The following is a 22,445-nucleotide window of genomic DNA, read 5'->3' on the forward strand; positions in this document are numbered from 1 at the left end:
CTATCCGACGAGAGTAGGTGCTGCTGAGACATTCCATCTACTTGTTGAGGCAGTAATCCTAAGCTAGCTATCACATCCAAGAAATTAAGTCCTGTGGCGCGAACTCTAATCTCTACTTCTCCTGGTGTGGGTGAACGTCTTGGTGTTGGTTCTAGGGTGAAATTTTCGAGGGTACCCCTTTCGGTAATTGTCAGTCGGAATGGCTGGGATGGCATTTTCAACAGTTGTGTTTCTGTTGCTATTGCCTGAGGGGTTGGTATTAACCTGGCCACATAGCGACTGTGTTCTCTGAGGGCAACTTGATCTTCAATAGATTCTGACCAAATTTCTGCCCATAATGCTTCGGATTTCTCTAAAAGGCTTTGATTGGGGTCTAAATCGATGCGAACACACTTAAGTTCCGGGTGTTCCAAACTGATTACTTTTCCCATCCCCCACACCGAAGCTTGAGCCACACCAGAAACCACTGGATTCTTTGGAGGGACAGGTTGAGCGCCTTGGGTAACTATCCATAATCTCGGGGGTTGGGATAAGTCGGCTTTCACTAATGCCTGTACTAAGGATAAGGTGGTTCCACAACCAATGTGGGATAATCGTTCTAATTCTTCCCCATTTAAGTTTTTCTGGTCTCCTACTTCTAAACTCCAACACTGGATAACCCCATCTAAACTAGTTGAGTCGGCGGTTAGAAGTTGCACCAGTCGCTGATAGTCTTCTGGTTGATGGGGATTAATCCTAAATTCTTCTGCTGTGACTTGTTGATAGTTTTCGGCTGCATAGACTAAGGTACATCTTTCTCCCCTGGAACGCAGTTGATGGGCTAAGTGTTGAGCTACTTGCTCAATGTCTGCTAATATCAACCAATTTCCGGAGTCGGCTTGAGGCGCAGCGGTTAAGGTTGGATCAGCTTGGGCAACGATCAGGGCCTGTTGAGAAAGAACATCATTACTCTGTTGAGTCTCGGGCACAGTTACCACTAATGAAAAACCACTTTTTCTCAGTAACTTTTGCCACTGTGATCCACCCAGAAGGGGATAGTCCGGGCGGATTTCCAAATCCCTAAATTTCCACCATCCTTCTAAGAGTCCGAAGATTAAGTCTACCCATCCCTGACGAGTTGTTGCCTCTAACAACACCAAGATTCCCCCAGGGGCTAATAATTGCCGCACATGGGATAGGGTTTGGTCTAAGGAGGTAGTGGCGTGCAGGACATTAGCCGCGATAATTAGGTCGTATTGATGGGCAATAAATCCTTGAGTCGTTGGGTCTTGTTCTATGTCGAGGGTTTGGTAGCTAACAAAGGGATAATCCCGGAATTTTTCTTGGGCTTTGGCTGTAAATAAAGCACCAATATCCGTGAAGACATATTCGCTTTGGTCCGGTGGTAGATCAGGCAGAATATAGCTAGTTGTTCCTCCTGTCCCTGCACCTATTTCTAATAGTCTCACTCCTCGCTGTGGTGGTAACTTTTCCAAGGCAGTGGCGATCGCTTTTTCGACTAAGCTATTCATCACCTTCGCCCCGGTCGAGTCTTGATAGAGTTGGGTTGCAGTAGTTAAATCCCCTTCCGGAAATATTAATTGTACTGGGTCGATCGCTCCTCTCAATACGGCACTCAATTGGGATGCACAACGGTTGAGCAGGGTGAGTTCGGCTTGAGCTTGGGGATATTGACTTAGTAGCGTTTTTGTTTTTTCTGTGGGGTTGGTTTCTCCTAATTCTTGCTGTACTTGCCATTGCTCTTCAGTTTTCTTGAGGATGCCGACTTCCCCTAACATTTCTAGCAGACGGCTGAATAGTCGGTGATGGCTTGGTACGATTCTTATTTGTTGTATCGCTTCGATGGCACTAAAGTTTTTTCCGACAGGGTAAGACCAACCCATTTCCCGAAAAGCTTGTAAGACAAACTCCACACTCAATTTATCTAACTCCGTTAAGAGTTGACCATAGTTATCATTATCTGTTTGAGAACTTAATTGAGAAAGGGTTGGATTCAGTTTTTGACTAATTTCCACGAGAGAGGGCAGATAAGTCGGGGGTAGTAATCGCCCCAAACGAGCTAGGGTTCGCCATTCAACTTCGTATAAACAATCTGAAATATTCGTGTTTGATGGTAGAGTTTGCAATAACAGTTGAGGATTCGCTTTCCTGGATTCAAACCCATTTATCTGTGCAATTATTTGTCCCTTTTCGTCAAATAACTTTATATCTGCTTTTATGATTTGTGCTGAAGATATTTTCCCCTCTCGTAATGTAGTATAACACCATAGCTGGTTCTGCTCCCAAGAACGGTAAAACGTGAATTTCTCAATGCTAAAAGGAACAAAGGTTTCCTCCCCATCTACGGTTAGTGTTAGAGTCAGGGCTGAGAAGGATTGAAAGCACGAATCAATCAAAGTTGGGTGTAATTGATAGTCGGTGACATCTCCTAATATTTTTGGCAATGTCATTTGACATAAAACCTCGGCTTCTCCTAGCCATACCTGATTAATCCACTGAAAACTTTCTCCTAATTGAATGTGTTTATACCAAAGAGCTTGGTAAATTTTTTGAGGAGCTATTTCTTGCCTACAGCGCGATTGAATCTCTTCTAACCCTACCCGTGAGGGGTTCTCATCATTAGGCGTAATTTTTCCGGTTGCATGGACAGCCCAAGCACCTCTACCTTGATTTGTGTCTGAATTGCCAACAGTTAGCCAGTCTGTAGCACCATCAAAGCTAATCACTTGGACGGCGTTACCTTTTCCTTGGGGAGTCAAGGCTACCTGAACGGTTCGTTGTTGTTTTTCTCTGAGGGCTAGGGCTTGAGGAAAGACAATCTCTTCTAATTGATATCCCTGAGTGGGAAAAGTTAAAGAAGCTGCTGCTAACAGAAGAGAAATGTGGCAAGCACCAGGTACCACAACTTGTTCATAAACGCGGTGGTCTGAGAGAAAGGGGAGGGTAGTGGTACTAAAGTATGACTCGAAAAAGCTCTCTTTTGATAAAGGAGATTGGAATTTTTTGTCGATCAGAGGATGAAGTTTGACTGAGGCAATAGAAATTGAGTTAGCCTGATTAGTTGTGTCAATCCAATAGCGTTGTCGTTGAAAGGGATATGTCGGCAATACTACTTTATTACGGCTATAATCTCTATCAAACCCTGACCAATCTACCTTGACTCCCTGGACATATAACTTTCCTAAACTAGACAGCATTTGTTGCCATTCATCTACTCCCTCCCGTAACGACGGTAACCAAATACCGAACTCTTCTGGTAGACATTGACGCCCCATGCCTAATAATATTGGTTTTGCTCCTATTTCTAGGAATACTTCCAAGCCTTGTTGTTGCAGGGTTTCCATACTAGCCGCAAACTTGACAGGTTGGCGTATATGATTTACCCAATAGTTGGCTGTGGCAATACTCTTGTCTACTTTTGTTCCTGTAACATTGGAAATCAGTGGTATTTTTGGCTGATGGTAGGTAATTTGATTGGCTACTGCTTCAAATTCTGCCAACATCGGTGCCATTAATGGTGAATGAAAGGCGTGGGATACTTGTAGTCTTTTGGTTTTGATTCCTTCTGAGTCTAGACTACTGACCATGGCGGCAATGGCTTCTGCTTCACCTGAAATTACTACACTTAATGGTCCATTAATCGCAGCAATCGCTACTTTTTCTGTATAGGGGGTAATCAGTTCACGGACTTTTGACTCGTTAGCCATCACTGAAACCATCTCACCACCACAGGGCAACTGTTGCATCAACCTTCCCCGGGTGGCAATTAGTTTGAGACCGTCTTCTAAACTAAATACTCCTGCTACTGTTGCTGCTACATATTCTCCTACACTGTGACCCATCACTGCATCTGGGTTTATGCCCCAGGATTGCCATAACTTAAACAGAGCATATTCAATGGCAAATAGGGCTGGTTGGGTATAAGCTGTTTGGTCTAGTAGAGAGGAGCTTGAGTGCTGTGGGTCTTGAGGATAGAGAACTTGATTGAGTGGATATTCCAGATACTGCTGTAAGATTTGGTCACATTGATCTAAGGCTTGACGGAAAGTCGGCTGAGTCTGATAGAGTTGCCTTCCCATATTCACATACTGGGAACCTTGACCGGTGAACAGGAAAGCCAGTTTTGGACTTTTGCTACCACTATCAAGTTGTCCAGAAAATAGCCCAACTACTTCCTCCCCAGTTTTCCAGTAAAGTAGTTTTTCTGCTAATTCCTTTCGGTCAGAAGCAATAACCGTTAGTCGATGCTTGAAATGAGCTCTTCCTGTATTAGCTGTGTAACATACATCTGCTAGTGGTAACTCTGGATAAATTTCTAAATAATTTTGATAACTACTAACTAAATATTCTAGAGCCTTTTGTGTCTTGGCTGATAAAGTTAATAAATGCAGCGAACGTTCTAGATATTCTTCACTTCTAACTTCTGACTTCTCACTTCTTACTTCAGTTGGAGCTTCTTCTAGCACTATATGAGCATTCGTGCCACTAATAGCAAAGGAACTGACTCCTCCCACTCGTTTACCCTCTGATGACAACCAAGGTGTCAGTTGAGTGGGAACTTTTAGAGGTATATTCTCCCAATCAATATAGGAGTTGGGATTTACAAAATTCAGATGAGGCGCAATTTTTTGATGTTGCAGTTGCAGAACCACCTTAATTAAACCTGCAATTCCGGCTGCGGCTTCTAGGTGACCAATATTGGTTTTAACTGAACCAATCATCAAGGGATGTTCCTGGTTATGCCCCTGCTCAAACACACTAGCTAAGGCTCTCACTTCCATAGGGTCTCCTAAAGAAGTTCCTGTACCATGAGCCTCCACATAACCCACTTGAGATGGTTCTACTTTCGCTGCTTTGAGAGCTTGCTGAATCAGTTTTTCCTGAGCTAGTTTATTAGGTACTGTCAGTCCGCTACTCGGCCCATCATGATTAACAGCGGAACCACGAATTACTGCCTGGATATTGTCCCCATCTTTGACCGCATCCGACAAACGCTTAAGTACCACAATGCCACATCCCTCTCCCCTACCATAACCATCAGCAGCAGCATCAAAAGTTTTACACTTGCCATCAGGTGATAGAGCCTTTAATTTTGATAGTGCAGTTGTCACTTGAGGAGAGAGAATTAGTTGGACTCCTCCAGCTAAAGCTAGATTAGACTCACCCTGACGCAGACTCTGACAAGCTTCATGTATAGCTACCAGAGATGATGAACAAGCTGTATCTATTGCTATTGATGGGCCTTGCAATCCTAAAAAGTAAGATAACCTACCTGCTGCAAAACAAAACCCATTTCCTGTAGCATCGTAAGGGCTAATATTTTCGACTTGGCTCAAACCCAAATTAGCATAATCATTTTGACCGATACCCAGAAACACTCCTGTCTGAGTGTTTTTTAATTGCTGGGGATTAATACCAGCTCTTTCTAAAGCTTCCCAAGTTACTTCCAAAATAAAACGTTGCTGTGGGTCAAGGCTATGGGCTTCTCGGCCAGAGATACCAAAAAATTGCGGATCGAACCGATCTACCTGATCAACTAATGCTGCGTGACGGATATACATTTTCCCCGGAGTATCAGGGTTGGGGTCGTAGTAAGAATCTATATCCCAACGTTCTAGTGGAATCTCTCTAACAGAGTCTTTACCATTAGATAATAATTCCCAGAAGCTTTCTGGTGTGTTAGCATTTCCTGGAAATCGACAGCCTATGCCAATGATGGCGATCGGTTCACTTCTTGAACGCTCCATCATATCCAATTTAGTTTCTGCTTGCTTTAGCGCCAGAAACATCTGTTTGGATAATGATAGTTGCTCTTTGTTGGTAGTCGGTTTCATGAAGTTTTAGCCTTGACGTATTTTGTTCTTTGTTGATTGATTGCAGTTTCCTGCTTGCAGCAATTTATCAAAGCATACTCTTGATTTTTTCTAGTTGCTGAGCTGCTAGTGCTTCAAATTCTTCTTCTGAGATATTTTCGATAACTGGCAAAATCTGATCATCTACGTCTACCTCTTCTAACTCAGCTAAGTTGTTCTCCGAATCTGCTACTGATTGCCATCCCATGACTTCCTTCAATATATATTGGGATAGTGTTTCAATCGTGGGATATTCCATCGCTACTGTCCCGGGCAAGGCAGTTCCTAGTTGAGCTTGCAGTCGATTCTTTAATTCCACTGTGGTCAGAGAGTCCATCCCCATTTCCATAAAACCTAAATTCATTTCAGGTAATTGAGATGAACTTAAACCTAGTACCTGAGCCACTTGTCCTCGAATGTACTCCCTTAAAATTTCCTGACGTTCGCCTTCTGATGCTGTCTCTAATTTTTCTAAAATTTCTCGGTCTGCCTTCTGTTTAAGTACTTGTTGTTCCTGTAATTCCTCCTTTTGTAGTAGTTCCCGCAGTAATGAACTGTTATTGATATTACTCCATTGTTGTGCCAACAATGACCACTTTACAGATATTACACCAACTTGTTCAATTAGAGATTGATTTCCTAATAGTTCTTCCAAGGCATACATTCCTTGTTCTGGAGCAATATCACTTATCCCACTGGTATCGATGCGATTTTGATGCTGAGCCCCTAAACGAGCCGCCATGCCTCCAGAACTCCATGGACCCCAGTTAATACTTAATCCAGATAATCCTATGGCTCGACGATAGTGGGCGATCGCATCCATAAAAGTATTGGCAGCAGCATAGTTTCCTTGCCCTGGTGAACCGATTAAGGAAGCCATTGAGGAGAAACAGACAAAGAAATCTAATGGCAGATGTTGAGTGAATTGATGTAAATGCCAAGTTCCTGTTACCTTTGGTGCTATTACTTTGGCAAAATTATCCCAACTCATCTGTTGCAGGGTAGCGTCATCAAGTACTCCAGCTGCATGAATGACACCTTTGAGTGTAGGTAAAGATGTCTGAATCTGTTGAATAATTTGGGCTACGTCTTGTTCAACAGAGATATCCCCTAACAAAACACTAACTTGACATCTTGCTTGTTCTAATTGATCTATGATTTCTTGGGCTGTTGCCGATGGAGCACTACGCCCAGTTAACACAATATTTGTGGCTCCCTTTTCTACTAGCCATTGGGCTGTATGTAACCCTAAAGCTCCCAATCCTCCAGTAATCAAGTAAGTGGCATCAGATGATAATGATAGTGGTTGAGAAGATGCTTGGGGAGATTGCTTAACTAGACGAGCTACATAGGTTTTTTCTCCTCGTAAGGCTATATAGTCTTCTTCTGAGTTGTTTACTAGCAATTGCAGTAGCCTTTCTACTTCGTATTCTGAAGTTTGTAGGTCTAAATCCACCAATCCTCCCCACAGTTGCGGATTTTCTAGAGACACTACTCGACCTAATCCCCACAAGGGTGAGGCAGCTACTGCTAGTTTCTCTGTACGAGATAAGACTGACTGAGCGCCCCTGGTGACTAGCCATAGTTGGGGGATACTGGTGGTTTTGAGCACAGTCTGTAGTAGGTTGAGAACACTGCCACATCCCGACAGTTGGGTTTGCTCTAAGGCGTTAAGGGTTAAATCTTGTGTATCTGGAGCATCTAAACTCCACAAATGAATTACCTTTGACAACTGTAGTTGACTGGTTTCCAGAATAGCTTTATAGAGTTGTTCAAATTCTTGAGGAGCACAGGGATTGATTTGATATTTTCCTGCTGATTGTTTTTGATAGTTGTCTGCTCGATAAACTAAACTGCATTCATTTCCTTGCTGTTGCAATTTTTGGGCTAATTTTTCTGCCACTCCAGTCGTGTCTGCAAAAATTAACCAATGACTCGGTTGAATACTTGTTTGTGGCTGAGTTTGAGGTAAAGGTTTCCAGTGAAGTTGATAGAACCAATCTTTGATAGTTGCTGCTGCTAATTGTCGCTGGTGTTTTTTCGCTAATACTTCCAATATTTCCGGTAAAAGTTTCAGCTGTTCTGGTGAAAAGTTTGCTGATTGTTCCAGCTGTTGCGCTAAAGCGTCAGTTGCCCCTTGACTGAGCAGGTTAACGATCGCAGTATTACTATCTGATATCAAAGAACCATTCTTTTGATATCCATTTTCTTTTGTTTCTATCCAATACCGTTCTCGTTGGAATGGATAGGTCGGCAATACTACTTTATTACGGCTATAATCTCGGTCCAACCCTGACCAATCTACCTTGACTCCCTGGACATATAACTGTCCTAAACTAGACAGCATCTGTTGCCATTCATCTACTCCCGGACGCAATGATGGTAACCACACACCAATCCCTTCTGGTACACATTGACTGCCCATTGCCAACAAAATTGGTTTGGGTCCAATTTCCAGGAATATCTCATATCCTTTCTGATGCAATGTTTTCATGCTCTGGGCAAATTGCACTGGTTGTCGGACATGATTTACCCAATATTCAGCAGAAGTAATCTCCTCTCCCACCTGTTTGCCAGTAACATTCGATATCAGTGGTATCTGAGGCTGACTATAGGTTATTTCTTTAGCTACAGTTTCAAATTCTGCCACCATCGGTTTCATCAGAGGGGAATGGAAAGCATGGGAAACCTGTAGCGGTTTGGTCTTTACTCCCAGAGCTTCTAACTTACTACAAATAGCTGCGATGGCTTCACTATCACCAGAAATCACTATACTTTCCGGTCCATTGATGGCCGCAATCGATACCTTCTCGGCATCGGGAGAAATCAGCGATCGCACCTGCTCTTCAGAGGCCATCACCGACACCATCACTCCCCTTGCAGACAACTGCTGCATCAATTTGCCCCGAGCGGCAATCAGTTTCAGACCCGTTTCTAAACTAAAGACCCCAGCGATCGTCGCCGCCACATACTCACCCACACTATGACCCATCACCACAGTCGGCTCAATTCCCCATGACTGCCACAATTGGGCTAGAGCATATTCAATCGCAAACAAAGCTGGTTGGGTATAGCCCGTTTCCTCAAGTAGAGAAGAACCCTGCTCATCCGTCTTTTGAGGATACAGAATATCCAGCAAAGAAGAGTCTAGCTCAGACCGGAGAATTTGGTCACATTGGTCAATAGCTGACCGAAAAACAGACTGTGTTTGATACAGTTCTCGCCCCATGTTCACATATTGCGCACCTTGACCCGTGAACAAAAAAGCAATTTGGGATCGAGCTGATCCATGGGTCTGCCCTTGGTAGCACCCAGGAACTAGTTCTGGGTTGAACTCACCATCGTCATTCAACACACTTGCCAGTTTTTGGTGGAGATCAGTGCTCGACTCACTCACAATCCCTAACCTATGATCAAAGTGTGCTCTCCCCACATGAGTCGTATAACAAATATCTGCAATCTCTACCTCAGTATTTGCATTCAGATAATTGTGATAGCGGTTGACCAACCCTTGCAAAGCAGAGGCCGTCTTAGCTGAGAGGGTAAGGATATGGTGCGATCGCTCCTCAATCCCATCTCCATTTTCGTTCTTCGTTTTTCGCTTTTCGTTTTCCGGTGCTTCTTCCAAAACCACATGAGCATTTGTCCCCCCGATCCCTAAAGAGTTAACACCTGCTCGTCGAGGTTGACCATTCGTATTCCACTCAGAAAGAGTCGTATTGACAAAAAACGGACTGTTGTCAAAATCAATTTTGGGATTGGGTGTTTCAAAATGAAGACTGGGGGGGAGCTGTTTATGATAAAGAGCGAGCACAGTCTTAATAAATCCCGCAATGCCAGAAGTGATTTGCAAGTGTCCCACATTGGTTTTTACTGAGCCAATAGCGCAGAACTGTTTGCGATCAGTTTTACCCTGGAATGCTTGGCTAAGGCCACCAAATTCGATCGGGTCTCCGAGCAACGTTCCGGTACCGTGAGTTTCCACATACGTAATCGTTTCAGGATTGACATTGGCAGTCGCGATCGCCTCAGCCACTGCTGTAGCCTGTCCTTCCCCATTGGGCACGGCATACCCAACTTTGTTGCCCCCATCGTTATTAATGGCAGATCCTTTAATAACAGCGTAGATATGATCTCCATCGGTAAGAGCCGCTTCCAATCGCTTTAAGACCACCAGGCCAATGCCACTGCCGAAAATGGTTCCTTCTGCTTGGGCGTCAAACGCTCGACAGTGACCATCAGGCGAGACCATTAGCCCGTCCTGGTAGAGATGTCCAACCCGTTGGGGCACCTGCACCGACACCCCTCCTGCGAGAGCCAGGTCACATTCTCCATTGAGCAAGCTCTGAGCGGCCATGTGAACGGTAACCAGCGAAGTTGAGCAAGCCGTTTGGACATTGACACTCGGTCCGGTCAGGTTCAATTTATAAGAGATGCGTGTGGTCAGATAATCCTTATCATTGGCTATCATCAGCTGAAAGCCGCCCATAGAGTCAGGTGTGATCACTCGTAAATCATCATGGCTATCCAGCTTGTCCCGATTTGGCAGAAGATTATTAACAAAATAGGTATTTAACATCGCTCCCGCATACAAACCAATGGAGCCTGCATAAGTCAGGGGATTATAACCTGCATCTTCCAAGCTTTCCCAGGCACATTCCATCAGCAATCGTTGCTGGGGATCCATTAACTCAGCTTCCCGGCCACTATAGCCAAAGAAGTTAGCATCAAAATATTCCACCTCAGAAAGAATCGGATTCGCTTTAACATAATTAGGATGACTTAAGAGGCTGGGATCAATACCAGAATCCAATAGTTCTGCATCCGATAAAAAGGTGATGGACTCAGTTCCATTCTGTAAATTTTGCCAAAATTGATCTAGATTATCTGCGCCAGGGAATCGACCGGCCATGCCAATCACCGCAATCTCTGTTGAACTGGTTGCCCCACGAATCTGTTGGCGAATCTGCGCACGGGCATGCCCCCGTTGGGATGCTAAATCTTCAGGTTCCGTCTGGGTGAAATATTGAGCCAACGCCTCGATCGTGGGATAGCGAAACATCTGTGCAATCGATAATTCTTTCCCCAAATCTTGTTGAAGCTGACTTTGTAGGGTTAGCAGCAAAAGGGAATGACCGCCTAATTCAAAGAAGTTCTCTTGCCCTCCAATCTCTTCTAGTCCAAGGACATTTTGCCAAATAGTTGTAATCAGCTGTTCCACCTCAGTTTTAGGTAAGGTTGTTCCCTGAGAGCGGTGAACCATCATGGACTGTACTGTTTCGATTAAAGCGTCAAATTCTCCGGCTTCAAATTGTTGTTTTAACTGTTTATGCTGAATTTTTCCGATCGCTGTTTTAGGAATAGATTCTTTGCTGACAGGGAGGATGTAATCGGGATTAATTCCTAGGGTTTTAACGACAACTCCTCGAATTTTTTTGATTAGGGTTTTAATAACTTCTGGATTGGTCTCAACATTCCCCTCAACAGCACTAAAGAAGACCGCTAGTTGATCCGATGAAGATGTATTAGTTTCACTTTGTATAGCGCAGGCAGCTGTGAAGGAAATCTCAACCCCATCTACCTCTTCCACTACCGCTTCAATTTCATGGGCAGGATAATTGACCCCATTGATCAAAATCTCGTCCTTATCTCGCCCTGTTAAAACGAGATGCCCGTTCTCTAGATAGCCTAAATCTCCCGTCTTAAACCAGCCATCGGCAGTAAATGCAGCTTGATTTTTCTCAGGATTCTGATAATAACCACGAGTAACTGATGCTCCTTTAACTTGGAGCTTGCCGATCACGCCTTCAGGAACTATTTCATTTTCGTCATTGACAATTCGCAGGTAAGCTCCAGGAATAGGACGACCCAGACCGACAAAGGACATGTCATCTGAGGTAGTGCTGAGGGAAAACTGCTCAGACCAGGTAATGCCTGAGCAGGTTTCTGACATGCCAAAAGCAGGATGTAATACTGTTTCTGCCAACCCTTGACGGCCCATTAATGCCAAAAATGTGCGGGCTATTTTAGGCACAATTTGTTCTCCCGCATTCACTAAAAACGTCATGGATGACAAATCCCATGAACCTATTTCAGTGTCTTTAACCAAGTCATTAATGAGTGAAAAAGCAAAGTTTGGTGCCCAGGAGATTGTTGCTTGATATCGTTCAATCAAAGCTAACCAATGGAGGGGGTTTTGCAAGATGTATTTAGTTGGCACATGAACTTGTTGGCAGCCTAAATCCACGGCCATAACGCCCAGGAACACAATTGCACCCACATGATCTAGCGGCATCCAATTCAATGTTACCGCCTGGGCATCAAAGTGATTCATCTGGATCGTGCCCGCAGACATACTTAAGAGGTTCCCATGACTCAGCATGACTCCTTTTGGTAGTCCAGTACTGCCAGAGGTTAACAACAGCAAGGCTAAGTCATCCGGTTGCCCTCGGTAAATCTCTTGATTTGGATCTTGTTCCCTCAGGGCTTCGATAACAACTACCTGCATTTTTTCCAAATTTAGGTGAGTTGATAGAGCCTGGATCTCTGGCGCAAGTTCTCGATTAGTTAAGATCGGCGGATGCTCCAGCATCTGCCACGCATTCTGCAACTTTTGGGTGACATTATTTAATTGTTGATAAGTAGGAGCAATAGAGACAGGAACAGGGATAAATCCACCTAACACACAACCCCAAAAAGCTGGAATAAAATCCTGTCCTTGTTCCAATTGCAATATCACCTTATCTTGCGGCTTAAGACCCCATTGTCTTAAACCTGCCAATACCCTTTGGGCATCTAGCATTAAGTCTTGATAGGATTGGTATTGCTCTGAACCATCTGCCTGAATATAGATTATTCCCCTATTCGTTAAAGCCGCTCTCTCTAAAAGATCACATAGAAGCCTTGGAGCATTTGAGGGCAACTGCAATGAACCTCCAAAACTTACAGAAAGTTTTTGAGCTACTTCATCATAGGTTTTTGGATGTAGAGCCATAGAATTATCCTTATTCTGGTTCCTTCGCCGACTTTGAATTGCTAATAATACAATAAATATCCCAAGTTTACCGCTACCAACTAGGGGCAAAGTCTGGTATAACCGGAGGTGTACTGGAGAAAGGCCAGGCTACTGCTGTCATGGCTTGGTTCAGACCAGTTCAACCCAAAAGTCGCGTAAGCATTTATTGGTAGCAAGCAAATGAAACTTCCCCAGAGCTGGATGCTGGGCTCGGCGAGCTGGTTAACTCGGTCATAACAGATGTGGTAGTTAGGGCCTCCCGAGCCTCTGGATCTGATGCGTACGCTAACAACCTAGACAAATTTTGACTGCGTCGGGGTGGTGGATATGCGGGCACGGCAATTACGCCAGCGTACAAGCACCCAAACAAAGCAGCAATGAAGTCTATACCTGGTGGTACTACTAGCGAGCATTGCTCGTTCCCCCGTTGCCCCCAGAGACGGCAACTGGCAGGCGTACGCCCTTGAGCGTTGGTCTAATACCTCATAGGTGATACCATCAGTTTCTTCTTCCCCTTTTTCCTTGAAGGTATAAGGGATTTGAGCAGGCTGAGAATGGGCTCTCAAGCGCCACAACTCTACCAGGAAAACTTGTCGTCAAGGTTTGAACATGTGATATTTCCCAAGTTCTAAGCTCCTTTATAAATAGCGTTTTTCAACGCTTACTTGCTCCGTTTCAACAGTTTTTTAACTGTTTTAACTTTAGTTATGTTTATGATCAATGAGACTTATTCCAAATCGGAATTCAGTCTATGCAATAATTTATTTTAGCACGAAAAAAAATTACTGTCAACCCTAATGGTAAATATAGCAGTTCTCAATTGAGTGAGGTACTTTCCTCTTGGGTTAATGGGAGTAGGGAGTAGGGAGTAGCGATGCAGAGGTGCGACCCGTGGCGAATTTAATTCGACGACTGTAAGCGCACCATTACGGTCTTGGGGAGCCAGCGCGTAATAATGAATTACCGTAAGGAGAGGGGAGCCAGGGAGCATGTCACTTATGCAGCAACATTAGTACATTATCTGGGTAATAGGTAATGGGTAATAGGTAATGGGTAATAGGTAATGGGTAATAGGTAATGGGTAATAGGTAATAGGTAATGGGTAATAGGTAATAGGTAATGGGTAATAGGTAATGGGTAATAGGTAATGGGTAATAGGTAATGGGTAATAGGTAATAGGTAATGGGTAATAGGTAATGGGTAATACTCAGATCTTGCACCAAAAAAAGTGGCTGTGAGAAGGAACGGCTGAAGTGATTGTTCTTAGGGGATTAGAGGCAGTTCTATGCCTGAGTTAGAGACAACTAATCAAATACCTTGAAAAAGCCTCTGTATCCCATAATTTAATGACACTCAATGACCCAAATTATACTGAAAATCCAAATAACCACTAGTTTAGTGATGGATTAAATTAGAATTGATTTTTTTTTGATGATATGATAAGTTTAGTCAACTATTTTCTAGAATTAATGGAGAATAAAGACCCTGAATAAGATTTTACCACAAGTAAAAAAATTAATCTCAAACTTAAAACAATTAATGCCCACTAGTTATCAACAAGAAACCTTAGAATCCATTTTTGGATTAATCCTTTGTGGGCAAGGTAATTCTGTTCCGGATCATTGTCAAACCAAATCGGCAAGTGCTATTAGTCGTTTCTTAAATAATTATCAATGGTCAACCCGTTCTTTAATTCGTACCGTTCGTTCTTTAATAGTCAAATTTATTCTTGATCAAAGAAAAAGAGGAAGAAAACCAACTCTACAAGTAATCCTAGATTTAACTACTCTAGAAAAGGTAGGTAAGTTTACCCATCTAGGAAACTTAGTGCGAGTCTATAATCATAAGAAAGGTTTACACATTATAGTGATGTATTTAGTCCTGGGAAATTGGCGTATTCCTGGCCTTTCGGCCACGCTACGCGAATGGAGTTTCAGGATTTATAGGGGTAAGGGTACTCCCTCCCCATCCCAATTAGCACAGAAGTTATTAAATAATTTACCTAAAAAACTTACTCAAAATTTTAAAATTTATGTACTTGGTTATACGGCTTTTGGCACAATTAAATTGATTAATAATATCCGTAAGCATTCCGGTCATGCTATTGTTGGAATTAGTAAAAATCGAACTTTAACTGATGGCCGTAAGGTTTCAGAAATCAAAAATCGTGGTCAACAAGTTTATTTAAAGGGTTTAGATTTTCCGGTTTTTTTGTCATGGGTATGGCTTAAACGAGACTGCAAAAAAATTCAACGTTTTGTCATCTCTACTAAACCCATGAAGGGTACAACTATTGCTCGTTGGGGAAAACGTAGATGGCAGATTGAGGGGTTCTTTAAGACAGCTAAATATCGTTTTAGCCTACACCGCTTTGGACAAAAGACAAGACTTGGAGTCTACCGTTGGTTGATTCTTTCTTTAGTTTCTTATTTGTTGGCTTATTGGGTTTATTTACACTTATGTAAATCGGATAGTTTAGATTGGTTTTATTGTGCACAACAAACACTTATTTTACTTTTACCTCATGTTTTGCTTCTTTCTATTTTTAATCAGTTAGATACAATTATGCCTTGGTTACATGAGCTGGGTTTTGATTTTTGTCTGATCAGGTGCAAGATCTGAGTAATAGGTAATAGGTAATGGGTAATAGGTAATGGGTAATAGGTAATAGGGGGAGCATGTCACAAATGCCCGAATATTTGTACATTATCTATAGCCCATGGGTAAAAGCCAAGCTCTAATGGTACATAGTACTTTTGTTCTGCAACGCCAGACCTGCTCCCGGGCAGCCAAACTAGTTGATAGGTTTAGAGTAATAATTTTAAGTTACATGAAATAGCGATGCAGCACGTAATAATGAATTACCGTAAGGAGAGGGGAGCCAAACTAGTCGATAGGTTTAGAGTAAGAATTTTCAGTTATATGAAATAAGGCACCCCAATCCGGCGGTTACGTCTTAGGGGGTTTCTCCCATGAGCGACTGCATCGCTAGATCCTCAGATCGGGAAATGGAGAGATGGGGAGAATTATCCCGGAAATTATTGTATATTTTGATACATATTTTGAGGAGTTTCTACGCAATGAAAGTACATACTCGCCCCAATGTTCACAAACCTACCCTTGTGAGGTAGGAATCCCCCCTTGCCCCCCTGCCGCGCGGAAGGGGGGAATAAAATTGACTGTACCTCATAAGTACGAGAAACGCTATAAACCCGATAAACTGGTGATTAAGACAAAAGGCAAAAGACATCAATGAAAATATTAAATTTTAAATTGCCATTAACCATAAACCATTAACCATTGCCTAATCCCTAAAGAAGCCACTTAACTTGATTATCAATTTGGTGAATCGCCTGTAACCGTTGTTACCTCTGCTGGCTTGCCATCCTTCCCTTCTACTTTCCCATTATAATGGTTCTTTAATCCTTGAATTTCTTTTTTTACCTGATCCAGCTCCTCTTTAATAGCCTGAGTTTGTTCTTCGAGAAGCTCGTTCATAAAGTTTTCCACAATATTTCGTATCGGTCGCCACAATTGTTGCCAACGTTGGTGGTCTTCCTCAAGTAGCTGCAAATAGGCATCACTACCGTGGGGAAACGGAATGCCACCCAAGAATTCTACAGCTCCGCCAAAATCCACAGACACACCCTGGGAACCCAGTCCCATCACCGTGTGTAACTCTCCAACAGGACTACAGTTTGATAGGTACAAGTTCCCAACTCGCAAACCATTCCCAGCCAACATATTTAAGGGGAAGGGTGGCGGAAGTGGCATACTAGGAGCTATATCCAATAAATTTTCCACGCGATGGGTCAGCCCCTTACCGATTTGTCGCTCGTAGTAGTTGGCAAATGACTCATTCCCTACTTTTGGTGCGCCAATCGTGTAGACTTTGAGCATAACAGCCGAACCAAAGTAACGCCGCAAAGCATTAGCACCCAGGAAGGCTAAGGACCCCCCTAAACTATGACCAGTGACATAAACTTCCACTGGCTCCTTGAGTTCTTCGAGTGCTAGCACCCTACTTTGTTGAAAATCTAAAATGTCTGTTAGCTCGTCATCATTACCCAGTTCCTCATCTGCCACTGCTTCCTCAATCAGTGCTCTGGCTGCGAGCTCAAAATCATTACCGAGTCGAATTGCTCCAGCATCGGCGATGGCTGTGATGCAGGCAAACTGCCTTTCATAAGTCATCTGGTGCATCTTGTCAAAATCTTTGGGTCTAAGCTTACCTAGTAAGGTCTTAAAAAAGATTTCGAGTTGATCACAAACGGATTCAGAGGCTTCCAAAAATCCTTTAACCACTTTAATTCTTTTATCAGTGACAGAACCGTAGTTGACTAAATCCCAGTCAAAGTCAGATACCAGGTCTGTTAGTTCAAAAGCCCCGCGATCGGTCACGATTGAGCCTCGGAAAACCACGGTATACTGATGACCAGTTGTTTTTTTGGCAATAAATCCACGCACATTGCTTTCATCATTGCGGATGCTGTGGACAAATTTCCAGTCTTGAGAGCGGTAAAGGGAATTGTAGATTTCTTGAATTTCTATGTCGTTGACATTCCCATCATCATACTGGTATACCGAGTAGATTTGCTGGCAAAATTTGGTCATTAATATGGCTTCATGAAAGCTAAAACCACTTTTGATATTCTGGGGCATATTCATAGTTATATTACCTCCTGAGCTTATTCAGATCTTGGCACACTTTTTTGAGCCGTAAAATTATAGCAGTTTGCTGTAGGTTAAATATATAGCAGTTCTCAATTGGGTCAGGGACTTTTGTGCTGGGTTAATGGCAGTAGGGAGTAGCGATGCAGCGAGGTCTTGGGGGTTCCCACGGGGCTTTCAAGGTCTTCGCAGGTGACCCACGCAGCCCCTCCCCGATGATCAACTGGCGTGGTTTCCCCCACTCGCGCTTTGCATCAAGACATTGATTTTCAACTTTGAGATGCACCCAAACCGCACACCCCACACCCCACACCCCACAGTCACGTCTTTGTTAAAAAGCTACCCTGATGAGGGCTCTGGCGCGGGGAGGGGGGTAGTAAGAAAAAATGCTGTTTATCTCACTCGTGATCAGAATTGCTATATATCTTACTTAAGCAAATTCTTTAGGGTTTGAGCTAACACTTTAACATGGGGTTGCCGGAGTAGATTAAGGTGATGACCGGGAATAAGATGAGTTTCTACTTCCTGAGCCGATAACTGACTCCAACCTAAGGTGGGGTCTTGAGGATTTGAATTCCAAGCTTTGCTGGTTCGTAATAAAGTAATTTTACCAGTATAGTGCTTAGGAGTATAACGAAATAGTGCCTGGCTATTCCCTTGCATAACTCGAAGCAATGGACGACTAGAACGAATAAGAGAATTAATTCTATTTAATACTTTGCCAAGGGTTTGGGATTTATTTGCTGACTGTATTGATGGTAAAGCATCTTGAGCCAATACCCTGACGTTAGCTTGGTTTTGGAGTTGCACATAATCATAGACATAGGGCCAAATTTGAGGCAATGCTTGTGTGAGCAAAAACTTAAAACCAACATACAACTTAGTTAGTTGACTCGTTGAAGTAGGTGGCAAATCAATCAAAATAAGACGCTCAGTAACTTCCCCAATTTCTTCTAACTGTCTGGCCATTTCAAAAGCAATCACAACTCCCAAAGACCAGCCCCCTAAGTAATAAGGACCATGAGGTTGAACTGTTTTTATCGCTTTGATATAGTAAGACGCCATTTCCTCGATACTGGTTAGGAGTTTTTCATTTTCCATAAACCCTAGGGATTGAATTCCGTAAAACGGTCGGTCTTTTCCTAGAAGACTTGCTAACTCAAAATAGGGAAAAACAACTCCTGCTATGGGAGGAAGGCAGAAGAAAGGAGATTTATTCCCTTCTGGTTGTATAGGAATGAGACAGGAGAATAAGTCAGATGGAGAATCCCTTAGTTCTGAAATTGCTGTTGGTGATTCAATCGTAGCCTGAGGGGGATTTTGATGCTCGGCTTGGGAAAGGTCTTCCGGAGCAGCTAATTCCATTTCTGACTTTTTATTGATTGAATTATTCCTTAATGTTAGTTGCTGATTAATTTCTGTTCCTAAATCAGCAATACTAATTCCCTCTACCAACTGCACCATAGGTATATCTACACCAAACTTACTTTTAACTCGATTACGCAATTCTAAAGCCATCAAGGAATCGAGTCCCATCGTATTTAAAGGCTGCTGTAGGTCAATGGTCATGTCTCCCATTCCTAACACCGTAGCAATTTCAGATTGAAGGTGACTTGATAAGATAGTTTCTCGTTCACTTTTTGAAGCCACTTCTAGTTGAGATAGAAGTTTATACTGTTTTACTTCTGTTGCCGTTTTTTGAGCAGCAAAACCTTCTAAAAAAGGGAGTTTCGCTCCATTAGGTAGTTGGCTTAAAAATTGATTCCACTGAATTGGAACTACCCCAATTTCTACCGCTGAACTATTTATTAATAAATCCAAGGCTTCTAACACTTGAGAAGGAGAGATCGGATTAATCCCTTTTTGTCTTGCTCTACTATCTGCACCACGCTCAGCCGCTGCTCCCACCTGAGAAACAGCCCCCCAATTTATACTCAATCCAGGTAATCCTATGGTACGACGGTAATAGGCTAAGGCATCCAGAAAAGCATTAGCCGCAGAATGATTACTTTGACCAGGAGAACCCAATAAAGAAGCAGCAGAAGAAAATAAGATAAAGAAATCTAAGGGCTGATTTTGGGTTAACTGATGTAGATGCCAAGCTCCCTGAACTTTGGGGTTCATTACCTTAGTAAAGTTAGACCAGTATTGCTGTTGCAATACTCCATCTTCTAATACACCAACAGAATGAATTACTCCTGCCAGAGGCGGTAAAGATTGTTCAATTTTAGTGACCACTTTAGTCATTTGTTCAAGGGAAGACACATCGGCTTTCTCTACTACTAGATTGGCTCCCGCTTTTTTTAGTTCTGTTAATTGATTCTGGGCAAATTCATTAGGGCTACTCCGTCCTACTAAGACTAAATGCTTGGCTCCTTTCTCTACCATCCAACCAGCTACCAGTAAGCCTAATCCTCCTAAACCACCAGTAATCAAATAAGTTCCGTCTTCAGGGAAGTTCAACGGCATTTCAGTGGCGGTATCGGTTGGTTGTCCGGTTTGAGTAACGATAATTTTGCCAATATGTTTGGCTTGCTGCATATAACGAAAGGCACTGACTACTTCTTCCATCGAGAAGACTGTCAAGGGAGGTAATTTGAGCAAGCCGTTGTCGAACTTGTCAATAAGTTCCTCTAACAGAGACTTGATTAATTGAGGTTGGTCTTGAGATACTTTAACTAAATCAAGCACTGAATAAGAGATATCTGACCTGATAGTTGCCATCTCAGTTGATTCCCAAACTCCCCGCTTGGCAATTTCTACAAAACGACCTTGAGGACTTACAACCGATACAGTTTTGGCAATAAATTCTCCAGAAGTCAGAGAGTTCAGGACAATATCTACCCCCTTTCCTTGTGTTTTCTCCATGATCTCGGCAGCAAACTCTAAGGTACGGGAATTCATAATCTGTTTAACTCCCATAGCTTTTAAAGCTTCCCACTTCGGAGAACTAGCAGTAGCAAAAACTTCAGCTCCAGCTTGCTGTGCAATTTGTACTGCCGCCATTCCCGTCCCTCCTGCAGCAGCATGGATTAAAATTTTGTCTCCTGGTGCGATTTTGGCTACATGGTGCAGTGCGTAATAGGCAGTTAAGAAATTAGCTGGAATGGCGGCAGCTTGCTCAAAGCTGAGAAAATCTGGTTTGGGAGCGACAATTGTAGCACTGACAGTGACATATTGGCTGAAACTTCCCGGAGCCAGAGCTATCACTGGCTCGCCAATTTTCAAGTTTTCTACTCCTTCTCCTACTGCTACAATTTCCCCAGCACATTCACCCCCAAAGCTATCCGACGAGAGTAGGTGCTGCTGAGACATTCCATCTACTTGTTGAGGCAGTAATCCTAAGCTAGCTATCACATCCAAGAAATTAAGTCCTGTGGCGCGAACTCTAATCTCTACTTCTCCTGGTGCGGGTGAACGTCTTGGTGTTGGTTCTAGGGTGAAATTTTCGAGGGTACCCTTCTCGGTAATTGTCAGTCGGAATGGCTGGGATGGCATTTTCAACAGTTGTGTTTCTGTTGTTTGAGCCTGACGAGTTGGTATTAACCTTGGGACATACCGACTGTGTTCTCTGAGGGCAACTTGATCTTCAATAGATTCTGACCAAATTTCTGCCCATAGTGCTTCAGCTTTCTCCAAAAGGCTTTGATTGGGGTCTAAATCGATGCGAACACACTTAAGTTCCGGGTGTTCCAAACTGATTACTTTTCCCATCCCCCACACCGAAGCTTGAGCCACACCGGAAACCACTGGATTCTTTGGAGGCACAGGTTGAGCGCCTTGGGTAACTATCCATAATCTCGGGGGTTGGGATAAGTCGGCTTTCACTAATGCCTGTACTAAGGATAAGGTGGTTCCACAACCAATGTGGGATAATCGTTCTAATTCTTCCCCACTTAAGTTTTTCTGGTCTCCTACTTCCAAACTCCAACACTGGACAACCCCATCTAAAGTGGTTGAGTCGGCGGTTAGAAGTTGCAGAAGTTGCTGATAGTCTTCTGGTCGATGGGGATTAATCTTAAATTCATCGGTTGTGACTTGTTGATAGGTTTCTCCGGCATACACTAAGGTACATCTTTCTCCCCTGGAACGCAGTTGATGGGCTAAGTGTTGAGCTACTTGCTCAATGTCTGCTAAAATCAACCAATTTCCGGAGTCGGCTTGAGGCGCAGCGGTTAAGGTTGGATCAGCTTGGGCAACGATCAGGGCCTGTTGAGAAACAACATCATTACTCTGTTGAGTCTCGGGCACAGTTACCACTAATGAAAAACCACTTTTTCTCAGTAACTTTTGCCACTGTGATCCACCCAGAAGAGGATAGTCGGGACGAATTTCCAAATCCCTAAATTTCCACCATCCTTCTAAGAGTCCGAAGATTAAGTCTACCCATCCCTGACGAGTTGTTGCCTCTAACAACACCAAGATTCCCCCAGGGGCTAATAATTGCCGAACATGGCATAGAGTTTGCTCTAAGGAGGTGGTGGCGTGCAGGACATTAGCCGCGATAATTAGGTCGTATTGATGGGCAATAAATCCTTGATTAGTTGGGTCTTGTTCTATGTCTAGGGTTTGGTAGCTAACAAAGGGATAATCCCGGAATTTCTCTTGGGCAATGGCTGTAAATAAAGTACCAATATCCGTGAAGACATATTCGCTTTGGTCCGGTGGTAGATGAGGCAGAATATAGCTAGTTGTTCCTCCTGTCCCTGCACCTATTTCTAATAGTCTCACTCCTCGCTGTGGTGGTAACTTTTCCAAGGCAGTGGCGATCGCTTTCTCCACTAAGCTATTCATCACCTTCGCTGCAGGAGAGTCTTGATAGAGTTGGGTAGCAGTCGTTAAATCCCCTTCCGGAAATACTAATTGTACTGGGTCTATCGCTCCTCTGAGTACGGCACTCAATTGGG

General features: G+C 43.3%; 6 protein-coding genes. 1 reads left to right on the forward strand and 5 read right to left on the reverse strand.

Annotated elements, in window-relative coordinates; translation table 11 throughout:
• From F6K63_RS34110 to F6K63_RS34120, 3 genes are all read right to left on the reverse strand, one after another.
• Positions 1–5,834 (reverse strand): type I polyketide synthase (locus tag F6K63_RS34110; protein WP_287314584.1); only part of this gene is annotated, 5,834 nt, incomplete at its 3' end.
• 67 nt (positions 5,835–5,901) lie between these two features.
• A complete protein-coding gene (locus F6K63_RS34115; protein ID WP_287314585.1) occupies positions 5,902–12,846 on the reverse strand; it encodes a type I polyketide synthase in 6,945 nt (2,314 codons plus the stop codon).
• 1,013 nt (positions 12,847–13,859) lie between these two features.
• Positions 13,860–14,087: a hypothetical protein gene (locus tag F6K63_RS34120; RefSeq protein WP_287314586.1), complete on the reverse strand. Its 228-nt coding sequence runs from the start codon at positions 14,085–14,087 to the stop codon at positions 13,860–13,862.
• 319 nt (positions 14,088–14,406) lie between these two features.
• Here F6K63_RS34120 and F6K63_RS34125 point away from each other — a divergent pair, with 319 nt between their 5' ends.
• Positions 14,407–15,489: a transposase gene (locus F6K63_RS34125; RefSeq protein WP_287314587.1), complete on the forward strand. Its 1,083-nt coding sequence runs from the start codon at positions 14,407–14,409 to the stop codon at positions 15,487–15,489.
• A 714-nt stretch (positions 15,490–16,203) separates the two neighbouring features.
• Here the strand turns inward: F6K63_RS34125 and F6K63_RS34130 are convergent.
• Positions 16,204–17,535 (reverse strand): lipase family protein, encoded by a 1,332-nt coding sequence (locus F6K63_RS34130; protein ID WP_287250000.1) that lies wholly within the window; start codon positions 17,533–17,535, stop codon positions 16,204–16,206.
• Positions 17,536–17,964: 429 nt separating this feature from the next.
• Positions 17,965–22,445 (reverse strand): SDR family NAD(P)-dependent oxidoreductase (locus tag F6K63_RS34135; protein ID WP_287314588.1); only part of this gene is annotated, 4,481 nt, incomplete at its 5' end.

Source organism: Moorena sp. SIO1G6 (genome assembly GCF_010672795.1).
In the GTDB taxonomy this organism is placed as follows: domain Bacteria; phylum Cyanobacteriota; class Cyanobacteriia; order Cyanobacteriales; family Coleofasciculaceae; genus Moorena; species Moorena producens.

Coding starts and splice junctions, on each gene's coding strand:
- F6K63_RS34125 (WP_287314587.1), top strand. CDS start 14,407: ATGCCCACTAGTTATCAACAAGAAACCTTAGAATCCATTTTTGGATTA.
- F6K63_RS34130 (WP_287250000.1), bottom strand. CDS start 17,535: ATGAATATGCCCCAGAATATCAAAAGTGGTTTTAGCTTTCATGAAGCC.
- F6K63_RS34115 (WP_287314585.1), bottom strand. CDS start 12,846: ATGGCTCTACATCCAAAAACCTATGATGAAGTAGCTCAAAAACTTTCT.